The sequence below is a fragment of the Halomonas sp. 3F2F genome (assembly GCF_014897805.1).
Classification (GTDB): Bacteria; Pseudomonadota; Gammaproteobacteria; order Pseudomonadales; family Halomonadaceae; genus Vreelandella.
Genome location: NZ_JABUZE010000188.1, coordinates 30,800 through 50,213 on the forward strand (window position 1 = coordinate 30,800; position 19,414 = coordinate 50,213).

Genomic DNA, 19,414 nt, shown 5'->3' on the forward strand with positions numbered 1-19,414 from the left:
TGTCGCTGTTTACTTGGTTTTCAGGCCAATTTGTAAAGAATCGGCGAGCCATGCTGATTTGAGCTCATATCCATTGACACCTGGGAAGGTATAAGGCGCGATGGCATCGTTGGCAAACTCGTCAAAGCCAGGCACGTTTTCCCAATCGTTTTTGTATACAGACTCCAAAATAGCCGCCACGGTCATTTCAACACCATACGCTGCAGTCAAAGCTGCTGTGACACCACCGAATACTTTCCAGCGAGTCGAATTGAAAGCATTTTTGATCCGCGTCATTCGCCCTGTAGCTTGTTCAGCACCATTCGCCAGCGCATCTTCTTCGTTGGCGACATTTTGTTCTTCGCTCTCGCTGTCCTCACCAAGTGCACTGAAAAAGCTTTCTTCATCAAGAAGGGCCGAGCCTTCATCAACACTGGCAACTGTCACTTCTGCAGAGGCAGCAAGGCCATCCACAACCGGGCCAATAACAGCAATCAATGCGAGGGACGCGGTGACCGCTCCCATGACAATTTCAAAGTCTATTTCGGCTTGGGTTTTTGTGACATTGACCGTCATATTGCGTACGGACTGGGTGAAATTGAAAATCTGTTTCGTGTCTCCGGAAGACGTCGTGACCGTTTTCAGACCTAGGCTCACCTGCTCGGTATAATTAATATGGACGTCGTATTGCCAACTTTGGTGGTAGGTTAAGTCAATGAATTTGATTTCCAGAAAACTGTGTTCCAAATTCATTTCAAACTGATTAGCTTCAATGGTGACTTGGGTGGCGGTGTATAATTCGAGTTTGCCGTCATTGAGATCTACGATGTACTCATCCCCGTTACCGCTTAGGAACCATTGACTTCCCTTGATGTTGACTTTAACTGAATCGTTTCGGAGGTCAGGGTTATAAATATATCCATACTGGCCCTGAGTCTTGAAGGCATTTACCAGCCCCTCAGGGAGAATCCCTTCGTCTAGTTGAGAGGAATAACCGTCGTCTGCCGTTGTGGCAGACGGGTCGTCATCCATCTTGAAGTAGCCGTAAGTCAACTTATTGACGTTTTTTACAGACAGACCATCATTAAATGTAGTGAAATCCTCGTCTGTCGCCTCGTCAAAGAGGTTCTTGGCACCCGCTAGGATCATATTCTTCACAAAGTTCGGGCCGCTAATCAGCAAGCCTGTATCGGCCCCGTTGGCATCCTCGCCTGTTGGAATGGCATTAGGTGACACCTGATGATTTGATCCGGGAGTATTGTTCTGAATCATCGTCAATACACCCATCACTGAACTTTCCATGGTCTGCTCGTCCACCACGGCATAACTGGTGGCTGTGGGATCAATCCAGGTATAGTTGGGAGACTGGCCGAGCTGGGGAGTCAGATCTATTACTGAGAAAACGAAGTTAAAATAGCCAATATTGGTATTGAACCACTCACTAAGAAGCTCTGGTAATACCGCGTTACCGATACTGCCAGCATCTGGTGGATTGACGATGTTCATAACGACGACGGCAGCTGTTCCGCCAGCTTCCTGACTAAGGGCACGAAGCTGGCTCTGGAAGGAATCAGTGTATTGATAGACAGAGAGAAACTTATCCTGATCCTTGTCTTCACTATAAAACATGTAATAGAAAGAGCTGTCCTCCGCGGTCACCACCCAAGCGGCGCCTGGCGTAACGGTAGACAGCGCAGAATTACTGCTAATCGTGACACCGTTAGTTGCAAAATCCTCGATAAGCGCAGCATCCACAACGCTATTATCGAGATCGGCAACGATGGCACCAACCCCTTCGTTGATCACAAAAGCCTTCTGGTCTGGGTCTGGAATCCAATCCATATTAATTTGGATAATAACGCTCATCCCAAGCCCATCCAGTGAGTAACTTTGGCCACCTGCTAGGTAGTTACCACCAGAAACTGGAACGCTCATATTGATGTTCTTGCCATCGCCTCCGGTAGACAGCTGCCAAGCGTCCAAACTGGCTGTGAGTTGGTAGCTTGGATCATCGCTGGCTGACTGTGAGATGTTCTTGGCTCTATCATCAACACTGCTCCAGTTGTCAGTAAGTGCTCGGTTGGTCGTGTCAAAATGCAGTGCTACAACGGTATCCCAATTGTATGTCTCGGCAACCGCACGGGCGTCAATTTCCTTTACAGCAACTGGGGCAAGTGAAGTGCTATCAGTCATGGTATTTCTCCTTCGTCACTATGAGTATTCACTCCAACTTATGCTCAGATCAGCTAAGAGGGGTGGTCAGGAAAGGTTTCCACGGAAATAGAAGGCTCCGTCTAGGCCTCCCTCGGTCAAGCTGAACGACTGTCCATCAATTTGCCAGTCGAGAAGGCTGGCTACGTTGACGACATCGTTATCAAAAGTTGATTGCACGGCGGCGTTAATATTAGACATGCCCACAGCATTCACTTGGTCGCCATAATGGTTGACCGCATCGGTTATATCGGCAATCAGACCGGGTAGCGTTAAACCTAGACCAACAAGGATGATGTAGTCATACCAAGGAATATCCTGATCATGCGTCGCCTGTGGACTAGGGTCTTCTTCAAAAGTCATCACCCCGGTCGAATAATTTAAAGAAAGCGGATTGACAGTTTTTGACGTCCAGCTATAGGTGGCATCTGGCAGGTCGGCTAGGCCAAAAAGGAAGGTAAGCGGGCCTCCGCCAGCAGAGGATGTCTGGAGCCCGTCACCAGCATCGGAAGGCCAAAGAGAAAAGGAGTTGGTGTTAATATTGTCGCCATCTATCTGCGCATCAAACGCCCCATTACTAGAAATAACCGAATGCTGGTTGGTTTGGTGTACAGCAAATGTTCCCTTGGGAAAGGTGTCTTCAACGCCGGGCAATAGCGTGTTTTTAAAAAAAGCTTGTTGAGAAATCAGTGCAACAGCGTTACAACCAGACGTCAGCGCTGTGGAATCAAACGCAGGGGTGGCAGGAAATGGCGAATCATCGAGCATCGACAGAAAGCAAAGTGCTTCAATATCACCAGATGCAACAAAGTATTGCCACTTATATGGGCGTAACCATGTGGTCGCCCCAGCAGGCACCGGAACGACACCTGCGAAGATGTACTGCAGATTATCCCGGCTTTCATAAAATGCTTGTTGCGCAATTTGTTTTAGCATACCGGTGGCGGCACTTGTCATCTGTCCTGATGGGTCTGTTACAGTGAGAATAGCGATATAGCCGGGGTCATTGGGTGTGCTGGCTTCGGAGGGAGAGAAGACTAAGCTGGTCAGCGAGCCTTCGCCATCGAGTTCTTGTTGATTTCCGGGCCCAAGCCAGCCGAGCGTAATTTCCACCAGCAGTGAAACCCCAGTCATATCCCAACTGCCATTAACGCCTGGCAGGCCCGATATACTCATAAAACCTTCTTTAATCGGTATATTGAGCTTCATTAATCTGTTCTGCCCCCCATCTGCCATGCTCCATACGTCGAGGTTGACATTAATATTGGTAACAGCACCTGTGACAGAGTCATGGTCTGTATAAACAAGGGGCATCGAAACCGATGCAAGGTTGGTACTCATGATGTCATTGACCTTGTCTTTGGTCAGTGCATAAGAGTAGTCGTACTGATAGGTATCCATGCACACTCCTTTATTGTGACCGACTCTTTTTTATATCCCACGCCACATAATTAAAATTAATCAAATGCTTAGTTAGGTAAGCCTTTAACAATCGATAAGGTTCTTCGGAAATGTAACCGAGTGAAAGTAAGATGTTATGTGTCTCAATAAAACCTTATAAGAGAAATAAAGTAGACATAAAAAATTATTTTTCGCCCTAATGAGAAGATCCAAAATGCTTAGAATAAAGCTGTTTGAACAGACAGTTATCTCCGCAGGCTTAAGTAGCTGCCGATTAGAATTCTGGTGATTCCAAATAGTTAAAAAGTATTAAGACTTAGCGTAGACCATCTTATTGTATTTTCCAGTGTTTTGGCTTTGCATTATTAAATTTAGTTGGTGGTAATGATTTATCGTAAAAATAACAGCCAATTAGGTCGATGGCTGTCTGTAAATTCAACTTAGGTTGTCGCTTGGTCGACGTGATTAAAGGAGTAAGTTTTGTATCCAAGTTGTTTAAAGGTAAGGTTTTTTTAGATTGAAGATGTCCGCGAGAACAATTTTTTCAATTAAGTGATTGCAAACGCTTTATGTGTGGTTGGAGAGCTCTGGGTAGGGGATACGCCGGTAGTTAAAGATTTGCAGCCTAAGCAATGATATCGGGGCAAGACAATTTACCGTTATATGGTGCGTTTTTTGCTAACCCGAGGGCCTAGCTGAACGGCTCTATGCATAATTGTGGGGTTAAATTAATTATTGGCGCGAGAATAGACATTTTGAGTGTTATCTTGAAAGGATGTGAGGGTTGATTTAAGTTAATGATTATAAAGTGATAGTTATCAGAGTAGGCCGAGTGTAAGTGCAGAATAATTGTCTAATCAGCGACAAAAGATGAATTAATGCATACATTTTACTAATCAAAACGATCTAAGCAGCATTGCTGCATGAATGACGCTATCCATTACCTAAGAAGAGGGTGTTGCCATGGTAAAGGGTGAGCAAGCAAGGTTACAGGCATTGCGCCAACTAGCGCTTTTGGATACCCCGCCAGAAGAGCGTTTCGATAGGATTGCTCGGCTGGCAATCCAGTTTTTTGGTGTAGAGGCTGCGCTGGTAACGTTAGTCGATGAAGATCGCCAATGGTTTAAATCCCGACAAGGGATCGCGCTTACCCAAACGTGTCGAGAAGAGTCGCTTTGTGCCCATACCATTCAGGAAGAAGGAATTTTTGAGATTGAAGATGCCAGCCAAGACAGTCGTTTTAAAGACTTTGTTTTGGTAAAAGTACATAGAGGCATACGCTTCTACGCGGGCATACCAATGACAACGGTGGATGGCTTCAGGATAGGAACGCTTTGTATTATTGACTCCGTGCCACGGCGTTTAAATGAGCAGCAGCGTCAGGTGTTAAAAGATTTAGCAGCATGTGCTGAAGACGAGATCAACCGATCACGCTAGAATCACTTCTCTGCTCAACGTGAAACGGAATTTCCAATTGAGCGATTCGTTATGAGGCAAAACCAACCTGTCATGCGCATAGCATGCGCATAGATGGTGCGCTTTGGCATTGGCAACAACACCTTTTGATAAGTATTCAGTTTTAATTTTTAATAAGATATTGTTTTTATTCATTAAAAATTAAATTGGCACGTAGTTCGCTATATATTAGGTAAGAAGCAAATGAACAGAGTTCCAGGCGTTCAATTGGTGTCTCTTCCTTCTTTGCTACATCGCCCCGACAGAGATTGGTAAGCGATACACTGAGTGAGCTGGCGTGCTCCACCTGGGTCCCCTTCGGGGGACTTTTTTTATGTCTGTCCTTTGTGCTTGACTTTTATAACCGATTCTGTTTTTCGGCAGTGCTTGATATGTAAAACTTATATTAAAATAACACAATAAGTTTGGAAACACTGTTCGATTGGTATATATTGTATAGGTAGCTGGAGTTACCGGCACCAATCCCGAGTAAGATGTAAGAGGATGATCCTGATGAGTAAATTAAAATTAGTTTCTGCTGCTGTTCTTACCGCTAGCGCCTTGATCGCCAGCCAAGCAGCACTCGCTCACGCAGCAGGTGACGTTTTCGTACGTGGTGGTGTCGCCCAAACGGATACGGGTTCTGGAAATGGCAATGTTGGCGCGGCAGACCTAAACGTACAAAGCGCGCGAGGATTTACGTTTGGCGCGGGTTACCTGTTCACCGATAAGCTTGGCGCTGAACTGAACAGCTCCGAGAAGTTTGAACACGACCTCAACACCAGTCCTGGTGGCAGCGCAGGTAGCGTAGACCGCCTGCCGATTAATCTGTTGGTTAACTACTATCCGATGGGCGGTTTAGACTCTAAGGTTCAGCCTTATGTAGGCGTTGGCTTGAACTATACTCGCTTCTCAGGCGAGCCCACTGGCTTAAGCGTTGACGAAAGCTATGGTGCGATCGGTCAGGCAGGTGTTGATTTAGCGGTTACCGATAACATCATGTTAAACGGTTACGTTAGCTATGCAGACGTGAATGCCGACATCAATGCAGGTGGTAACAAGGTCGGTAAAGTAAACATGGAACCCGTTACTATCGGTGGTGGCGTTACCTACCGCTTCTAACGAGAAGTGCGCAGGGTGATCTTGCCCTCGATCTGATAGTCGCCCGGCCTGAGGAGTTACACCTTGGGCCGGGCGTTTTGTTGGTCAGGGGGTCAAGTTTTTGAAGCCACTCTCTGTGACAACGACGTTATCTTCAATACGGATGCCGCCACAGCTGGCTAACGAATCAACGACTTTCCAGTTAATCGGTAGTGCCTTGTCGCGCAATGGGGCCAGCAACATAGGGATATAGTAGAACCCGGGCTCTATCGTTACTACCATGCCAGGGCGCAGCGTACGGGTTAAACGTAGCGCTGGGTGCTGCTCAGGAGCGGGTGAGGGCGTTCCATCTGGATGGCGAAGCCCTGCCACATCATGAACCTGCAGCCCCAACGAATGCCCTAAACCGTGTGGGCAAAAAGCTCGCGTGATTCCCTCATCAATTGCCTGTTCTGCGCTGCCCTGAAAAAGGTCATTGGCAATAAGGATATCTGCCAGCAAACGATGCAATTGCTCATGTAGCGCAATGAACTCGACGCCTGGAGCAACGCTTTCGACTAGCGTGTCTTTTACCTGGTGAATACCGTCAATTAAATCACGATAGATGTCTGGCGCGTCAGGGCCTGCATAAGTGCGTGTAATATCTGCGCAGTAACCGCGAAAACGGCGGCCAGCGTCAACCAATAGGCTATGTCGTTGCGTGGGACTGTTTAGGTCATAGTGTTGGTAGTGTAATACGCCCGCATGATCATTTAGCCCAATAATGTTCTGGTAGGGGACATCAGACTCCCGCTGTCTGCTGGCAGCTAGGTAGGCCAGTTGAATATCTAACTCAGCCGATGCGCCAATAAAAGCAGCCTGCGCGGCTTGATGTCCTGCTATGGCAAGCCGGTTGGCTTCGCTTAAGCAGGCTATTTCATAAGCGGTCTTCAACATGCGCAGTTCATCGAGGGCCCTAACCAGCGGTTCGGGCTGATACTGCGCGTCTAATGCTTGACGTGTGGTGGCCTCAATATCACCGATCACTGCCGCGCGACCCGCTAGCGTTGGTGTGGTCTTTTCGCTACACAGGTGGATATCAAACTCAGTTACCCATGGCTCTTCAGGCAGGCGAGTGGGCAAATGCCAGAAATCTGCCGGCGCATACAGGTACAGCTGCGGGCGCTTGCCGGGTTGAATCACTAGCCAACTGTGCTGAATATCGGCCATGCCTACCCAGTGCATAAAATGGCCGTAAGTTTGGAAGGTTGGCGTTTGGTCGTCGCCAAAGTGTGCGCTGGCGTGGCCGCTATAGATGGCTAAGCTATCGAGACTGTGACTGGTTAACAGGTCTGCATAAGCTTGCTGTAAATGCGCTAAGTGTTCGCGCTGTAAGTTAAACAAAGAGGCTGACATGCAGGTGGTGTCCTTTTTTTCAATGGCGACTTGGCTAGTGGCTCAGGGTACGGTATCAAGTCGGGCTATTGCTTTAACTACGGGCTTAACTGCGCGGTGGAGCGAGCTCACTCCACAGGCTATCCAGCTCTGCGTGATGCTGGTTTTGGTGCCGATATAGTCGTAGCTCCATCGGGACATCCCAGCGGCTATCGCCGGCTCTGATTAATGTGCCGTTGGAGAGCTCAGCGGCTATGTTGCGTTCGGGTAACCAGCTCATGCCGTAGCCGAGCAGCACTAGCTCTTTAATACCCGCCGCATAGAGGTTTTCACTTTGCGCCGTGAGGTAGGTGCTCTGCGGTAAGCGAGCGAGATGCGCCTTTACCGCTGAGCCCAATAAGCCGCGTTTTGGATAGGCCAGACAAGGCGCGGGTTGCTGGCGCGAGCCGGGTAGCAACGCGCAAGGTGTGCCATTCGCATCGAGGCCTGTGACAGGAATCAAGCGCTCGTGGCCAATGATCCGATACGTGCAGGCACTGGTATCGATATCTAAATCGCAACGTCCGATTGGCCAATAGCAGATAGCAAGATCGCACTCTGCCCGACCAAGTGCTTGAAAATAGTCGCTCGCCGCCCAGCCGGTTGCTCGCAAATAGGGCTGTATGCGCTCCTGCCAACCCGTAGCAGCCAGCCATTCTGGCAAAAACTGCGGGAGTAAGCTCTGTGGAGCAGCCACCATGATACGGCGCTGCTGTCCGGCGCTGATTTCGCGCACGCGGTCACGGGTTAAGCGCACACGATCAGTTACCTGTTCGCACAGTGTCAGGAACTCCTCTCCCGCCGGGGTTAGCGAAAGTGGCAACGTCTGCCGGTTGATCAGCGTCACGCCCATCTCTTCCTCTAGCAATTTAATGCGTCGGGAAAAGGTGGGCTGTGTGACGTGCTGTTCATCCGCTGCGCGAGAGAAGTGTCGCGTTCTGGCCAGGGCGATAAAGTCTTCTAGCCAGCGAATTTCCATGCCTTACCTCGTCGTGCTGCCAAACGTGATGCTGTCGTTAAAATTGGCGTCATAGCCGACCTTCTTCAACAGCGTGGCACGCAACGCGAGTGCCGTCACCCTGTGTTTGCAGGGTAGGGATTTCCTGATGACAGCGGGCGTTGGCATGGGGGCAACGGCCATGGAAGACACAACCGCTCGGTAAGTTGACCGGCGTGGGCACTTCTCCGGTAAGACGAATATGCTGGGGGCGGTCATCTTTTAAGCGAGGAATAGCGGATAGTAGTGCTTGGGTATAGGGGTGGCGCGGTTTCGCAAATAGCGTTGCCGTTGTAGCCACTTCACACACCGTGCCTAAATACATCACCGCTACGCGGGTGCCAAAGTGCTCGACCACTGCCAAATCGTGAGTGATAAATAGATAGGTCAGGTTACGCGCTTGTTGCGCTTCCATCAGCAGGTTGAGTACTTGTGCCTGAATGGAGACATCCAGTGCTGATATGGGCTCGTCGGCAACAATAAACTCAGGGTCAACGGCTAGGGCGCGTGCTATGGCGATACGCTGGCGCTGACCACCGGAAAACTCATGCCCAAAACGCTTGCCCCAATCGGGGTCTATTCCCACCGACCCCATAACGTTTTGGACCTTGTCGAGTATCTTCTCACGGTTCCAGTCTGGGTGGTGCAAACGCAGCGGTTCTTCCAGCGTTTGTTGAATCGTCATCCGTGGGTTAAGCGAGGCATAAGGATTTTGGAAAATCATCTGCATGCGCTTGCGATAAGGTAATAACTGGCGAGAGCTCAAATTATCAATGCGCTGCCCGTCATAGCGAATCTCACCCTCTGTGGGGGTGAGTAAGCCCATTACTGTGCGTGCCACGGTGGACTTGCCGCAGCCAGATTCACCGACCACACACAGCGCTTCACCGCGTTTGATATCAAGGTTAACGCCATTAATCGCGTGTACATGCTCTTGATGACGCACCAGCTTGCCACCTTTAAAGCGCAGCTGTTCCAAAAAATCCCCTGATAATGAAAAGCGCTTCTTAAGGCCACGAATTTGTAGTAGCGATTCGCTGCTCTCTTCATTTTGCGTGGGCGCAGCGTGGCGAGTTTCGACCTGAGCACTCATTGTGTTTCCTCCTTCAGGCGACGATCTTCAAGCATTTCAGCCACCATATGGCAGGCGACACGGCAATTGCCGGATTCGACAAATTCAGGCACTTGCTGGGTGCAGGCAGGCCGTGGTTGACCATCTGCTCTATTGATGAAGTCGCAGCGAGGATGAAACGCGCAGCCGCTAGGTAAGTTAGAGAGTGATGGCATGCTGCCACGGATCTGGTTGAGCTTTTCACCTGGGGTCGCCATTTGCGGTAATGCGTTGATCAGCCCTTGGGTATAGGGGTGCTGAGGATCGTTGATGATTTCCCGTGTGAGGCCTTGCTCAATAACGCGACCGGCGTACATAACCAACATACGCTGGGTGACCTGACTCACTACCCCCAGATCGTGGGTGATGAGTATCAGACCCACGTTGTGCTGTTCGCATAGCTCAAGCAACAGCGCCATGATTTCCGCTTGGATAGTCACGTCCAGGGCGGTAGTCGGTTCATCGGCAATGATAATATCGGGGTCGAGCAGTAGGGCGATGGCGATAATAATACGCTGACGCATACCACCAGAAAGCTCGTGGGGATATTGATCCAAGCGTGTTTCTGGCGATGGGATTTGTACCTGTTGCAGCTTGTCCAGTGCAATCGCGCGGGCTTCTTTGGTGGAGATCCGTCGATGGGCTTTTAAACACTCGACCATCTGCTCACCAATCGAGAGCACGGGGTTCAGCGTCATCATCGGATCTTGGAAGATCATCGAGATGCGGTTACCGCGTATTTTGCGCAGGCCGCGCTCAGACATGGTGTTAAGCGTCTGACCTTCAAACGTTATGCTGCCACCCGCTATAAAGCCTGGTTTGGCGATTAGGTTAAGTAGCGAGAAGGCGGCCACAGATTTACCCGCGCCAGACTCGCCTACGATGCCTAAGCGCTCGCCGCGCTCCAGGGTGAAGTTGACATCGCGTAGAGCACGCACTTCACCTTGGCGAAGGGCAAAACGTACATCGAGTTGAGAGACTTCAAGTAGTGCCATGGTGTCCTCAGCCTTTATAGAGTCGTGGGTTCATGACATCACGTAGCCAATCGCCCAATAGATTGATAGACAGCACCAGCACAATGAGTACTGCTCCAGGAATCAGAGTGATCCACCAAGACCCCGATTGGATATAATCAAAGCCCGATTTGATGAGTGACCCAAGCGAGGGGTGGGTTTCGGGCATTCCCAAGCCTAAAAATGACAGCGCAGCCTCTGAAATAATCGCGTTGGCAATTTGCACCGTTGAGATAACAAAAATCGGCGACATGGTATTAGGCAGCACATGGCGGAACATAATGCGTTTGCTACGTAGCCCCATGACGCGTGCGGCATCGACGTACTCTTTGTTTTTCTCAGCCAGTACTGAGGCGCGCACCGTACGTGCATACTGAGGCCACTCGGCTAACCCGATAATCAAAATAAGCATGAGTACGGCATATTGGCTGTAGAACGCGCTGCCCATGGTGGCTTTCACTAGCGCGCCCACGACGATAGCGACCATCAGGGTGGAAAATGACAGCTGGATATCGGCTAAGCGCATTAAAAAAGCATCAATGCGGCCACCTAGGTAGCCTGCCATTAAGCCGAACGTTACGCCGAGCAGTGCTTGAAGTATGACCGCGCCAAAGCCAATCAATAACGATACGCGGGTGCCGTAGAGAATAATCGACCATAAATCGCGCCCCTGGGCATCGGTGCCTAGACTGTAACGTTCATCGGCACCATCAATCCAAAAGGGTGGCAGCTCGGACGACATAATGTCGATATGACGTAGATCATAAGGATCAGTAGGGGCTAGCAATGGCGCTGAAAAGGCTGCAATAACTAGGCAAATAAACATCGCGAGGCACAGTTGAGCCGTGCGGTCGCGCTTAAAGCTGTACCATAAGTAGGAGTCGCGCAGGCGTTCCCAGCGGCTAGGTGCAGTCGTTGTTGTGGGCGTTGTCATGCGGGCTTACCTGTCAGTTTTACGGTGGGGTTAACGAAGCCGTAGATCAAATCCACAATGGTGTTCGTCACCACGAAAATGACGCCGACAATCATCAGGTAGGTAACAATCAGCGGTATATCGGCTCGGTTAATAGCATCAAGAAACATCAGTCCCATGCCCGGCCATTGGAAAACGGTTTCGGTCAAAATGGTGTAAGCCACCATGGTGCCGATCTGTACGCCGCCAACAGTGATAACCGGCAGCATGGTGTTTTTAAGCGCGTGCACAAAGTAAACGCGTCGCATTGAAATGCCTTTGGCTCGGGCGTACTTCACGTACTCTGACTGCAGCACTTCCATCATTTCTGCGCGAATCAGGCGGATAAACAGCGGCAACATAATCGAGGCTAGTGAAATCGCGGGCAGTACCAAATGCTGTAAACCGTTCCACGTGGCTAAGTTGGTGTCCCAGTGGCCTACCACATGTACTAAATCATAGCCACGGCCAAACGATGGCATATTGCCTTCTGTCGACAGCAGGCCATTTAGCCAAGCTCCCCAACTGGTACTTTCAGGAAACAGGGTGATGGTGATTCCAATCGAGAAAATTTGAATCAGTAAAATGGCGGTCAAAAACACCGGTATCGAAATGCCGATGATCGAAGCGCCCATAAAAAAACGTGATATAGGAGAGCGAGGTTTTATTGCGCTATAAACGCCGATTGGCACTGAAAAAAGCACAATAATCAGCGTGGCGGCGAACACCAGTTCAAGGGTTGCGGGTAAGTGTCGAGCAATCACTTCCAGCGCAGGTTCGCGGTAGAAGTAGGAGTACCCAAAATCGCCTTGCACCGCATTTTTAGCAAAGCGTACATACTGAACTATAAACGGATCATTTAAGCCTAAGCGCTCGCGAATGGCTTCACGCTCGCTTTCGGGAACCGACTGACCGACCATCTGTTGTACAGGGTCACCCAGGTTATCCTGGATGGCGAAGGCCAGTACACTGATGACAAACATCACCAATATCGCGTGCATCAGGCGCTTGATTAAAAAAGCAATCATGGCGTACGCCACCTATGTCATAGGTTTAATAGAGAATTAATTGCAAGTTAGGGCGAAGCCTATGATGAGGCTGTTAACCACATACAACGCTTCGTCCCCCAAAGCTTTGGGGAACGAAGCATCCTTGCACGTGTGAAAGTAAGCGTGGTAATTAGCGACTAATTACCAGATCACCTAGGTAGGGGAAGTCTAGGGCGTTAACAACCGGCTCGATATCGATGCCGTTAGCTGCACCGTAGGCAAGGTTCTGCCAATGCAACGTGATGTAGCCCACGTCTTCATAAAGCATGGCTTCGGCTTCACGCAGCATTTCATTGCGTTTTTCGAGATCGGTTTCGCTATCTGCCGCAGTCACAAGTGCGTCGATTTCTTCGTTGCAGTAGCTGCCATAGTTGTACTGACCAGCGCCAGTCTCATCATCAATGCAGAAAGAGAGGTACTGGAAGAAGTTGGCGGTGTCTTCGGTGTCAGCGTGCCAGCCAATCATCGCCATGTCGGAAGCACGCTCATCATACTCAGGCCAGTATTGAGCGAGGGGCATCGTGCGCAGATTAACGTTAATGTTAATTTGTGCCAGCATGTTTGCCACTGCTTGAGCGATCTGAGCATCGTTCACATAGCGGTTGTTGGGCGCGATCATGTCAACGCTGAACCCTTCCTCGTAGCCCGCTTCTGCCATCAGCTCTTTGGCGCGTTCAACGTCATAACGAGGCACTAAGTCAGGGTTGTGGCCGGAATAGCCTGCGGGAGAGAACTGGCTTGCAGGCGTGGCGAAGCCGCGCATTAAGCGGTCGGCAATACCCTCTTGGTTAATCGCCAGATCAACGGCTTGGCGCACACGTGCATCCTGGAAGGCTTCAACGCGCTCTTCGTTCATTTGGAAGCCAATGATGCGCGTACCATCCACTTCTACTAGGTTAGCGTTATCGGCTTCGCGAACACGGTCCAGATCGTTGGGTGGTACGGCATCGATAAAGTCAACGCCGCCTGACAGTAGTGCCGCCACGCGTGAGGCATTCTCAGCAATAGGGGTCAGGACAATTTTAGAAACGTTGCCTTCGCTTTCGGTATCCCAGTAATCCTCAAAGCGTTCAAAATCAACGCGGACACCTTGGCGGCGTTCAGTGATAATAAATGGGCCTGTGCCCGATGCATTTCGCGATGCAAATGAGTTGCCCGCTTTTACGATTTCTGCTTTTTCATTGCCGCTTTCCGTTTCTCCCGTGTAGAACTCGCTATCCATAGGGAAAATGTAAGTCGCAAGGTTGAGCAGTAGCGGGTAGGGCTCAGTGGTGGTAATTTCGACAGTGTAATCGTCAACTGCTTCGGCGCCTGCGACGGGCTCAAAAATAGCGCGATAATCGGGGCTCTCTTTCAGGCGCTCAATGGTCCATACCACGTCTTTGGCGGTGAAATCGTTACCTGAGTGAAACTTGACGCCTTCACGCAGCGTCATGCGTGTCGTAGTTTCGTCTACCTGTTCCCATTCGGTCGCCAGGCGCGGCTCAAACTCGAAATCTTTTGTCCAACGTACCAACGGGTCAAACGCTAAGTGTGAGAGGCGCAACATGCCGCCAGATAACTGCTCGTGGATATCGAGGGTTTCAGGATCGGCAGAGTAACCAATGCGCAGGGTTTCTGCGCTCGCGGTCATGGGCAGCATCGTCGTGCCTGCAACCACAGCACCAATAACAGAAGCCAGTAGCGTTTTCTTAAACGTCATAATGTTTCCCTTTGTATTGTTTATTGTTCACTTTGCTGGCCAAAGCAAGTGTGTTTAAAACAGTGTGTTTAAAACTAAGTGCTCTTAAAAACCAGCAAAACAGACACGGTCAGCTTGTCAGCTGTTCTAACAATATTCTGTTCGCTATAAACATAGAGAGTGTGGGGCGCGTCATACAATCGAAATAATGAGAGGTATCATTCATCTGCTGAATGACTGGGCTGGGTACGGCCTTGCAAGGAGGGGAGGTTAGACGAAGGTGGAGGGAGTGTGAGCCGCTATTAAGGCGCTTCTGCTCAATAGCGGCATCTGTATAAAGGTGTTTTTAAGCGAAATTTTGGTGTAACCAGCGGTTAATGGCATCTGACTCGTAGAGCCACTCTTCCTGGCCATCTTCATGATTAATTTTTAAGCAGGGAACTTTGACTTTGCCACCGCCTTCTTGAAGGGCTTTTTTATGGGCAGGGTCTAGCTGAGCATCGCGCAGTTCGATCTTTAGGCCCAGCCGAGCGATTTCTTTGCGTACTTTGATACAGAAAGGGCATGTCCGGAACTGGTAGAGAGCCAAGTGTTCACAGGCGGCATCGACTTTAGCTTGCTCTTCCTCGGTACGCTCGACCGATTTAGGGGTTGAAAGCTTCTCTGAGATCAACATGACGGGGGCTAGAATAAGGCGAACACCTCTGAAGAAATAGCGAATTAAAACACGCATTGTAAGCTCCCTCGGCAACACTGAGATTGGTCAGCGCTAGGATGTGTATGAATGATCGTATCTAAAAGATCATGAGCAAAAAGGTAGCCGCATCCTGCATCAAACTGGGCGTTTTGTCACTTCTGAACGAGCTTAGGCGCTAGTTTTAAAGCCAAGACCTACCTTGAACTAGATGAGCTAGTTAACGTTGCATGCTAGTCTCAGCAGCTTAGTTAACTGGTTAAGTAAGGAGCGCTTCACCTATGCGTCTGCATATTATGGGTATCTGCGGCACTTTTATGGGGAGCCTGGCTTTGCTGGCGCGAGAGTTAGGGCATCAGGTGAGCGGCTCAGATACGAATGTGTATCCTCCCATGAGTACCCAGTTGGAAGAGGCAGGGATCACCTTGATGGAAGGGTATCGCGCCGAAAACCTTGCTGGTCAGCCTGCACTTGTCATTGTAGGAAATGCGCTATCGCGGGGTAATCCGGAAGTCGAGGCGCTGCTAAATAGCGGTTTGCCCTATACCTCAGGCGCTCAGTGGCTGGCTGAACATGTACTGCCTGGCAGGCAAGTCATTGCCGTTGCTGGTACTCACGGTAAGACCACCACTGCCAGCCTTTTAGCATGGCTATTGGAAAGCGCTGGCTTAACGCCTGGGTTTTTGATTGGCGGCGTGCCGCGTAATTTTGGCGTGTCGGCACGCTTAGGTCATCACGACAGTCCCTTTATTGTCGAGGCTGACGAGTACGATACGGCGTTCTTTGATAAGCGCTCTAAGTTTGTTCACTACCGCCCCCAGATTGCGGTGATGAACAACTTGGAGTTTGATCATGCCGATATATTTCCTGACCTTGCAGCGATTGAGCGCCAGTTTCACCATTTGGTGCGAACTGTGCCGAGCCAAGGTTGCTTGCTGGTTGCTGATCAACAGCCAGCGCTGGAGCGTGTTCTGGAAATGGGAGCATGGTCGTCGGTCGAGCATTTCGGCACGTTAGAGAGTAGCGAGTGGCAACTGCGTTTGGAACGTGAGGATGGTAGTCGCTTTCAGGTACTCCACATCGGGGCAAACAGCGAAGAAGACGGCGTAGTCGAGTGGGCGTTAACCGGTGAGCACAACGCGCGTAATGCACTCGCGGCACTTGCTGCAGCGAGCCGTTGTGGTGTGAATCTCGCTCGTGCTTGTGCTGCTCTCGCGCGTTTTAAAACGCCCCGTCGACGTCAGGAAATCATCGGTGAAGTGGACGGTGTGCAAGTCATTGATGACTTTGCTCATCATCCAACAGCGATTGCAGCGACGTTAAAAGGGCTGCGCGCAGCCACCACCAAAGGGCGGCTGCTCGCAGTGATTGAGCCGCGCTCCAACACCATGCGTTTAGGCGCTCTACGTGCTCGACTAAACGAGAGCGTTGCCGATGCGGATGCAGTGTTCTGGTTTCAACCAGTAGGGCTTGACTGGTCAATGGAGGCGTTAGTGGCTGAACAAGGCGAACGCGCTGAGCTATATAGCGATATCGATGCACTTGTTAAGGCGGTTGTTGCCCACGCGTCACCACTCGACCGTATCGTTGTGATGTCTAACGGCGGTTTCGAGGGCGTTCACCAGCGTCTATTGAGTGCGTTGTCTGCCAAGGAGCAAACTGAGTGACAGACTTTAAACCTCCGGTGACGGTGGCGCTGACAGGTGCTTCAGGGGCGCAATATGGCCTGCGCTTGATCGACGTACTGGTGGCCTCAGGGCATGAGGTGTGGGTAATGATCTCCAAAGCGGCACACATGGTTATTGCCACTGAGACGGATGTGTCGTTACCCGCTCAGCCAAAACGCTTAGTAGAGGCGCTTACTGAGCAGAGTGGTGCCAAGCCCGGTCAAATCCGCTGTTTTGGGCGTGAAGACTGGATGGCGCCCGTGGCATCGGGGTCCGGTGCTCCCTCTGCGATGGTAATTTGCCCCTGCTCTACAGGTACGTTGTCTGCCGTCGCAACTGGCGCGAGCAATAACTTAATTGAGCGTGCTGCTGACGTTGCCATCAAAGAGCGGCGGACATTAGTCATCGTGCCGCGTGAAAGTCCATTTTCCCCTATTCATTTGGAGCACATGCTGGCGCTAAGCCGCCTGGGTGTCGTGATTTTGCCTGCGGCCCCCGGCTTTTATCATCGCCCAGAACGGATAGAAGATTTGATCGACTTTGTGGTTGCCCGGATACTCAACCAGTTAGGTATTGCCCACCGCCTGGTACCGCGTTGGGGAGAGGAGCATGAAACCACGTCGAGCGATACAGATAACGAAGTAAACAACACGGAAGAGTAATGATGATGTCATGGGCGACGCTGTCAGTGTTTGTACCCACTTTTTTGTTCGTTTCACTAACGCCGGGGATGTGTATGACGCTGGCCATGGTGCTGGGCATGACCCAGGGAGTGAAGCGAACGCTGTGGATGATGATAGGCGAGTTAGTGGGTGTTGGTATTGTGGCCGCCGCTGCAGGTGCTGGTGTGGCCGCGTTAATGCTACGTCAGCCAGAGCTGTTCATTGCGTTTAAGTGGGTAGGCGGCGCTTACTTAGCTTATTTGGGCATTATGATGTGGCGCTCTAGAGGGCGTATGGCTATTCCTGCCGAACTGAATGCCGGGCCTGCTGCAGGACGTGTGCAGTTGGCCACTCAGGGATTAGTCACGGCAGTGGCCAACCCTAAAGGCTGGGCTTTTTTCATGGTGCTGTTGCCGCCGTTTTTAGATGGCAGTCGGCCACTTGCGCCTCAGTTAACCCTGCTGATTGCGGTTATTCTAGTGATCGAGTTTGCCAGCATGCTGGTCTACGCAACAGGGGGAAAAACGCTGCGTAATGTGCTGGGCAAAAGTGGCAATGTAAGGTTGCTTAATCGCATTGCCGGGACATTAATGATAGGCGTGGGAATCTGGCTGGCCCTGGGATAGCAGCGAATGGTTAGACAGGTGGTATCAGGATAATCCGCAGGACTACCAACGCGATGGTGGATGCCATTAGCCTGCCCCATGGGCAATGAGGTAAAGGAGCTCTAACGCGTCGCTGCCAATTCAGCCGAATGAGGGCGCATACCAGCAAGCCCAAGAGGGCGCCGCCGATGAGATCACTTAGCCAATGAACGCCTAATATCAAGCGCGATAACGCCATGGGTGTTGCTAAGATAATGGCCAGCCAATAAACCCAAACGCGTTGTTTGCGGTGCAATTCTGCCGCAATAAAAGCCGCTGCTAGCCCTACAATAACAACCGTTGTGGAGGTGTGTGCACTTGGGTATGAAAATGAGCCAATTAAGTGCTCTGGTGTTGCTGGTCGAGTACGCTCAAAAACCATTTTTCCTATTGTATTGAGCAGCGCAACGCCACCGATGGCAAAGACCCAATGGCAGAGAGCATCGATGCGTTTATGGTGGATCAGCCAAACGGCCAATGGCAAAAGTAGTGCGCTAACCCCAAGTGCATCCCCTGTTTTAGCTAAGGCTACGCTGATTAATTGAAGTGGTTCATTGGTTAACCAGTTAAACAGTCGCTGTGCTTGTAGGTCTATCGCCAGCGGGCCTTGGTGATTGATTACTAGCAGAGTCCAGGCGGAGACACTGGCCAACGTGATCAAAAACAGCAGTAACGAGGCTAGCGGCACTTCATCATTAAGGCTCATTGAGAGCCACGACCGACGCATAAAGGGGATGCGGCGAATAAGACGTGCTGTTGCCAAGTAGATGAAACCGTGGCGTCCAACTTGGGCTCTTCCCCAGGAAAAAATCACTGCAAGCACGACGATACAGGCGCTTAATGTAATGATTGCCGTTTCTATATTTGGGGGGAGGTTGAGGTGCTGTTGCCAGGTTCTTCCTAGTAAGTAGCCAGGCAACACATAAGCGGGAGCCCACAGGGCTGCGGAGGTGATATTGGCCCACAAAAAAGTGCGCTTTGGCATCCGCATCATACCTGCAATAAGCGGAATAATGGGGCGGACTGGACCTACAAACCGACCAATAAATACTGAATGGATACCATAACGGTTAAAAAAACGTACGCCGCGTTCAAGCCATTCTGGGTGCATGGATAAAGGCCAGCGGTTAGTGACCTGTTCACGATGGTGGTAGCCGAGCAGGTAGCTAATGCTATCCCCCAGAATGGCGCCTATTAACGCAGCACAGATTAGCCATGGCAGGGCAATGGCTTCATGTCCCGCCACGGACGAAGCGGCGGTAATCAATACAACACCAGGGACCAATAAGCCAACCAACGCAAGGGATTCAAGCAGCGAAATCAGTGTAACCATCAGGAGTAACATGGCTGGCGAGAGTGACAGGGCAAAAAGCGTATCAGCCAT

At 50.5% G+C, this 19,414-nt stretch carries 16 protein-coding genes; 5 read left to right on the plus strand and 11 right to left on the minus strand.

The annotated features are described in order from the left end of the window. Positions 1-9 precede the first annotated feature (9 nt). Both INT21_RS19205 and INT21_RS19210 read right to left on the minus strand, forming a co-directional pair. Entirely contained in the window at positions 10-2,172 is a 2,163-nt protein-coding gene (locus tag INT21_RS19205; RefSeq protein WP_193067461.1) for a TULIP family P47-like protein, read from the minus strand. Between the two features lie 66 nt (positions 2,173-2,238). Continuing rightward, positions 2,239-3,591, minus strand: a complete 1,353-nt coding sequence (locus tag INT21_RS19210) for a TULIP family P47-like protein (protein WP_193085591.1) — start codon at positions 3,589-3,591, stop codon at positions 2,239-2,241. A gap of 963 nt (positions 3,592-4,554) precedes the next feature. On the opposite strand from INT21_RS19210, the gene INT21_RS19215 reads away from it, so the two are divergent. After that, positions 4,555-5,028, plus strand: coding sequence for a GAF domain-containing protein (locus tag INT21_RS19215; RefSeq protein ID WP_193067703.1), 474 nt, complete (start codon positions 4,555-4,557; stop codon positions 5,026-5,028). A gap of 531 nt (positions 5,029-5,559) precedes the next feature. Then, entirely contained in the window at positions 5,560-6,168 is a 609-nt protein-coding gene (locus INT21_RS19220) for an OmpW/AlkL family protein (RefSeq protein WP_193067704.1), read from the plus strand. Positions 6,169-6,252: 84 nt separating this feature from the next. Here the strand turns inward: INT21_RS19220 and pepQ are convergent, their stop codons facing one another. The 8 genes from pepQ to INT21_RS19260 all read right to left on the minus strand — a co-directional run bounded on the left by pepQ (position 6,253) and on the right by INT21_RS19260 (position 15,096). Beyond that, positions 6,253-7,542 (minus strand): Xaa-Pro dipeptidase, encoded by a 1,290-nt coding sequence (gene pepQ, locus INT21_RS19225; protein WP_193067705.1) that lies wholly within the window; start codon positions 7,540-7,542, stop codon positions 6,253-6,255. Between the two features lie 85 nt (positions 7,543-7,627). Further along, complete coding sequence (locus INT21_RS19230; protein ID WP_193067706.1) at positions 7,628-8,539, minus strand: LysR family transcriptional regulator; 912 nt, start codon at positions 8,537-8,539, stop codon at positions 7,628-7,630. A 49-nt stretch (positions 8,540-8,588) separates the two neighbouring features. Next, complete coding sequence (locus tag INT21_RS19235; protein WP_193067707.1) at positions 8,589-9,650, minus strand: ABC transporter ATP-binding protein; 1,062 nt, start codon at positions 9,648-9,650, stop codon at positions 8,589-8,591. Then, positions 9,647-10,663: an ABC transporter ATP-binding protein gene (locus INT21_RS19240; protein ID WP_038483575.1), complete on the minus strand. Its 1,017-nt coding sequence runs from the start codon at positions 10,661-10,663 to the stop codon at positions 9,647-9,649. Before INT21_RS19240 ends, INT21_RS19235 begins: the two co-directional genes overlap by 4 nt. Positions 10,664-10,670: 7 nt before the next feature. After that, positions 10,671-11,615, minus strand: a complete 945-nt coding sequence (locus tag INT21_RS19245; protein ID WP_193067708.1) for an ABC transporter permease — start codon at positions 11,613-11,615, stop codon at positions 10,671-10,673. Beyond that, the gene (locus tag INT21_RS19250; protein ID WP_193067709.1) at positions 11,612-12,661 is read right to left on the minus strand and encodes an ABC transporter permease; all 1,050 of its coding nucleotides are present in this window, start codon (positions 12,659-12,661) and stop codon (positions 11,612-11,614) included. Before INT21_RS19250 ends, INT21_RS19245 begins: the two co-directional genes overlap by 4 nt. A gap of 151 nt (positions 12,662-12,812) precedes the next feature. After that, the gene (locus tag INT21_RS19255; protein WP_193067710.1) at positions 12,813-14,384 is read right to left on the minus strand and encodes an ABC transporter substrate-binding protein; all 1,572 of its coding nucleotides are present in this window, start codon (positions 14,382-14,384) and stop codon (positions 12,813-12,815) included. Between the two features lie 325 nt (positions 14,385-14,709). Then, on the minus strand, positions 14,710-15,096 hold the full coding sequence (locus INT21_RS19260) for a glutaredoxin (RefSeq protein ID WP_193067711.1): 387 nt from the start codon (positions 15,094-15,096) through the stop codon (positions 14,710-14,712). Between the two features lie 242 nt (positions 15,097-15,338). Here INT21_RS19260 and mpl point away from each other — a divergent pair, with 242 nt between their 5' ends. The 3 genes from mpl to INT21_RS19275 are packed head-to-tail and all read left to right on the plus strand — an operon-like array spanning position 15,339 to position 18,012. Next, positions 15,339-16,724 carry a UDP-N-acetylmuramate:L-alanyl-gamma-D-glutamyl-meso-diaminopimelate ligase gene (gene mpl, locus INT21_RS19265; RefSeq protein ID WP_193067712.1) on the plus strand — a complete coding sequence of 462 codons (1,386 nt, stop codon included), beginning with the start codon at positions 15,339-15,341 and terminating at the stop codon, positions 16,722-16,724. Beyond that, complete coding sequence (locus INT21_RS19270) at positions 16,721-17,386, plus strand: flavin prenyltransferase UbiX (protein ID WP_193067713.1); 666 nt, start codon at positions 16,721-16,723, stop codon at positions 17,384-17,386. Before mpl ends, INT21_RS19270 begins: the two co-directional genes overlap by 4 nt. 2 nt (positions 17,387-17,388) lie before the next feature. Next, complete coding sequence (locus INT21_RS19275) at positions 17,389-18,012, plus strand: LysE family translocator (protein ID WP_193059891.1); 624 nt, start codon at positions 17,389-17,391, stop codon at positions 18,010-18,012. Positions 18,013-18,022: 10 nt separating this feature from the next. Here the strand turns inward: INT21_RS19275 and INT21_RS19280 are convergent, their stop codons facing one another. Next, positions 18,023-19,414, minus strand: coding sequence for a bifunctional DedA family/phosphatase PAP2 family protein (locus INT21_RS19280; RefSeq protein ID WP_193067922.1), 1,392 nt, complete (start codon positions 19,412-19,414; stop codon positions 18,023-18,025).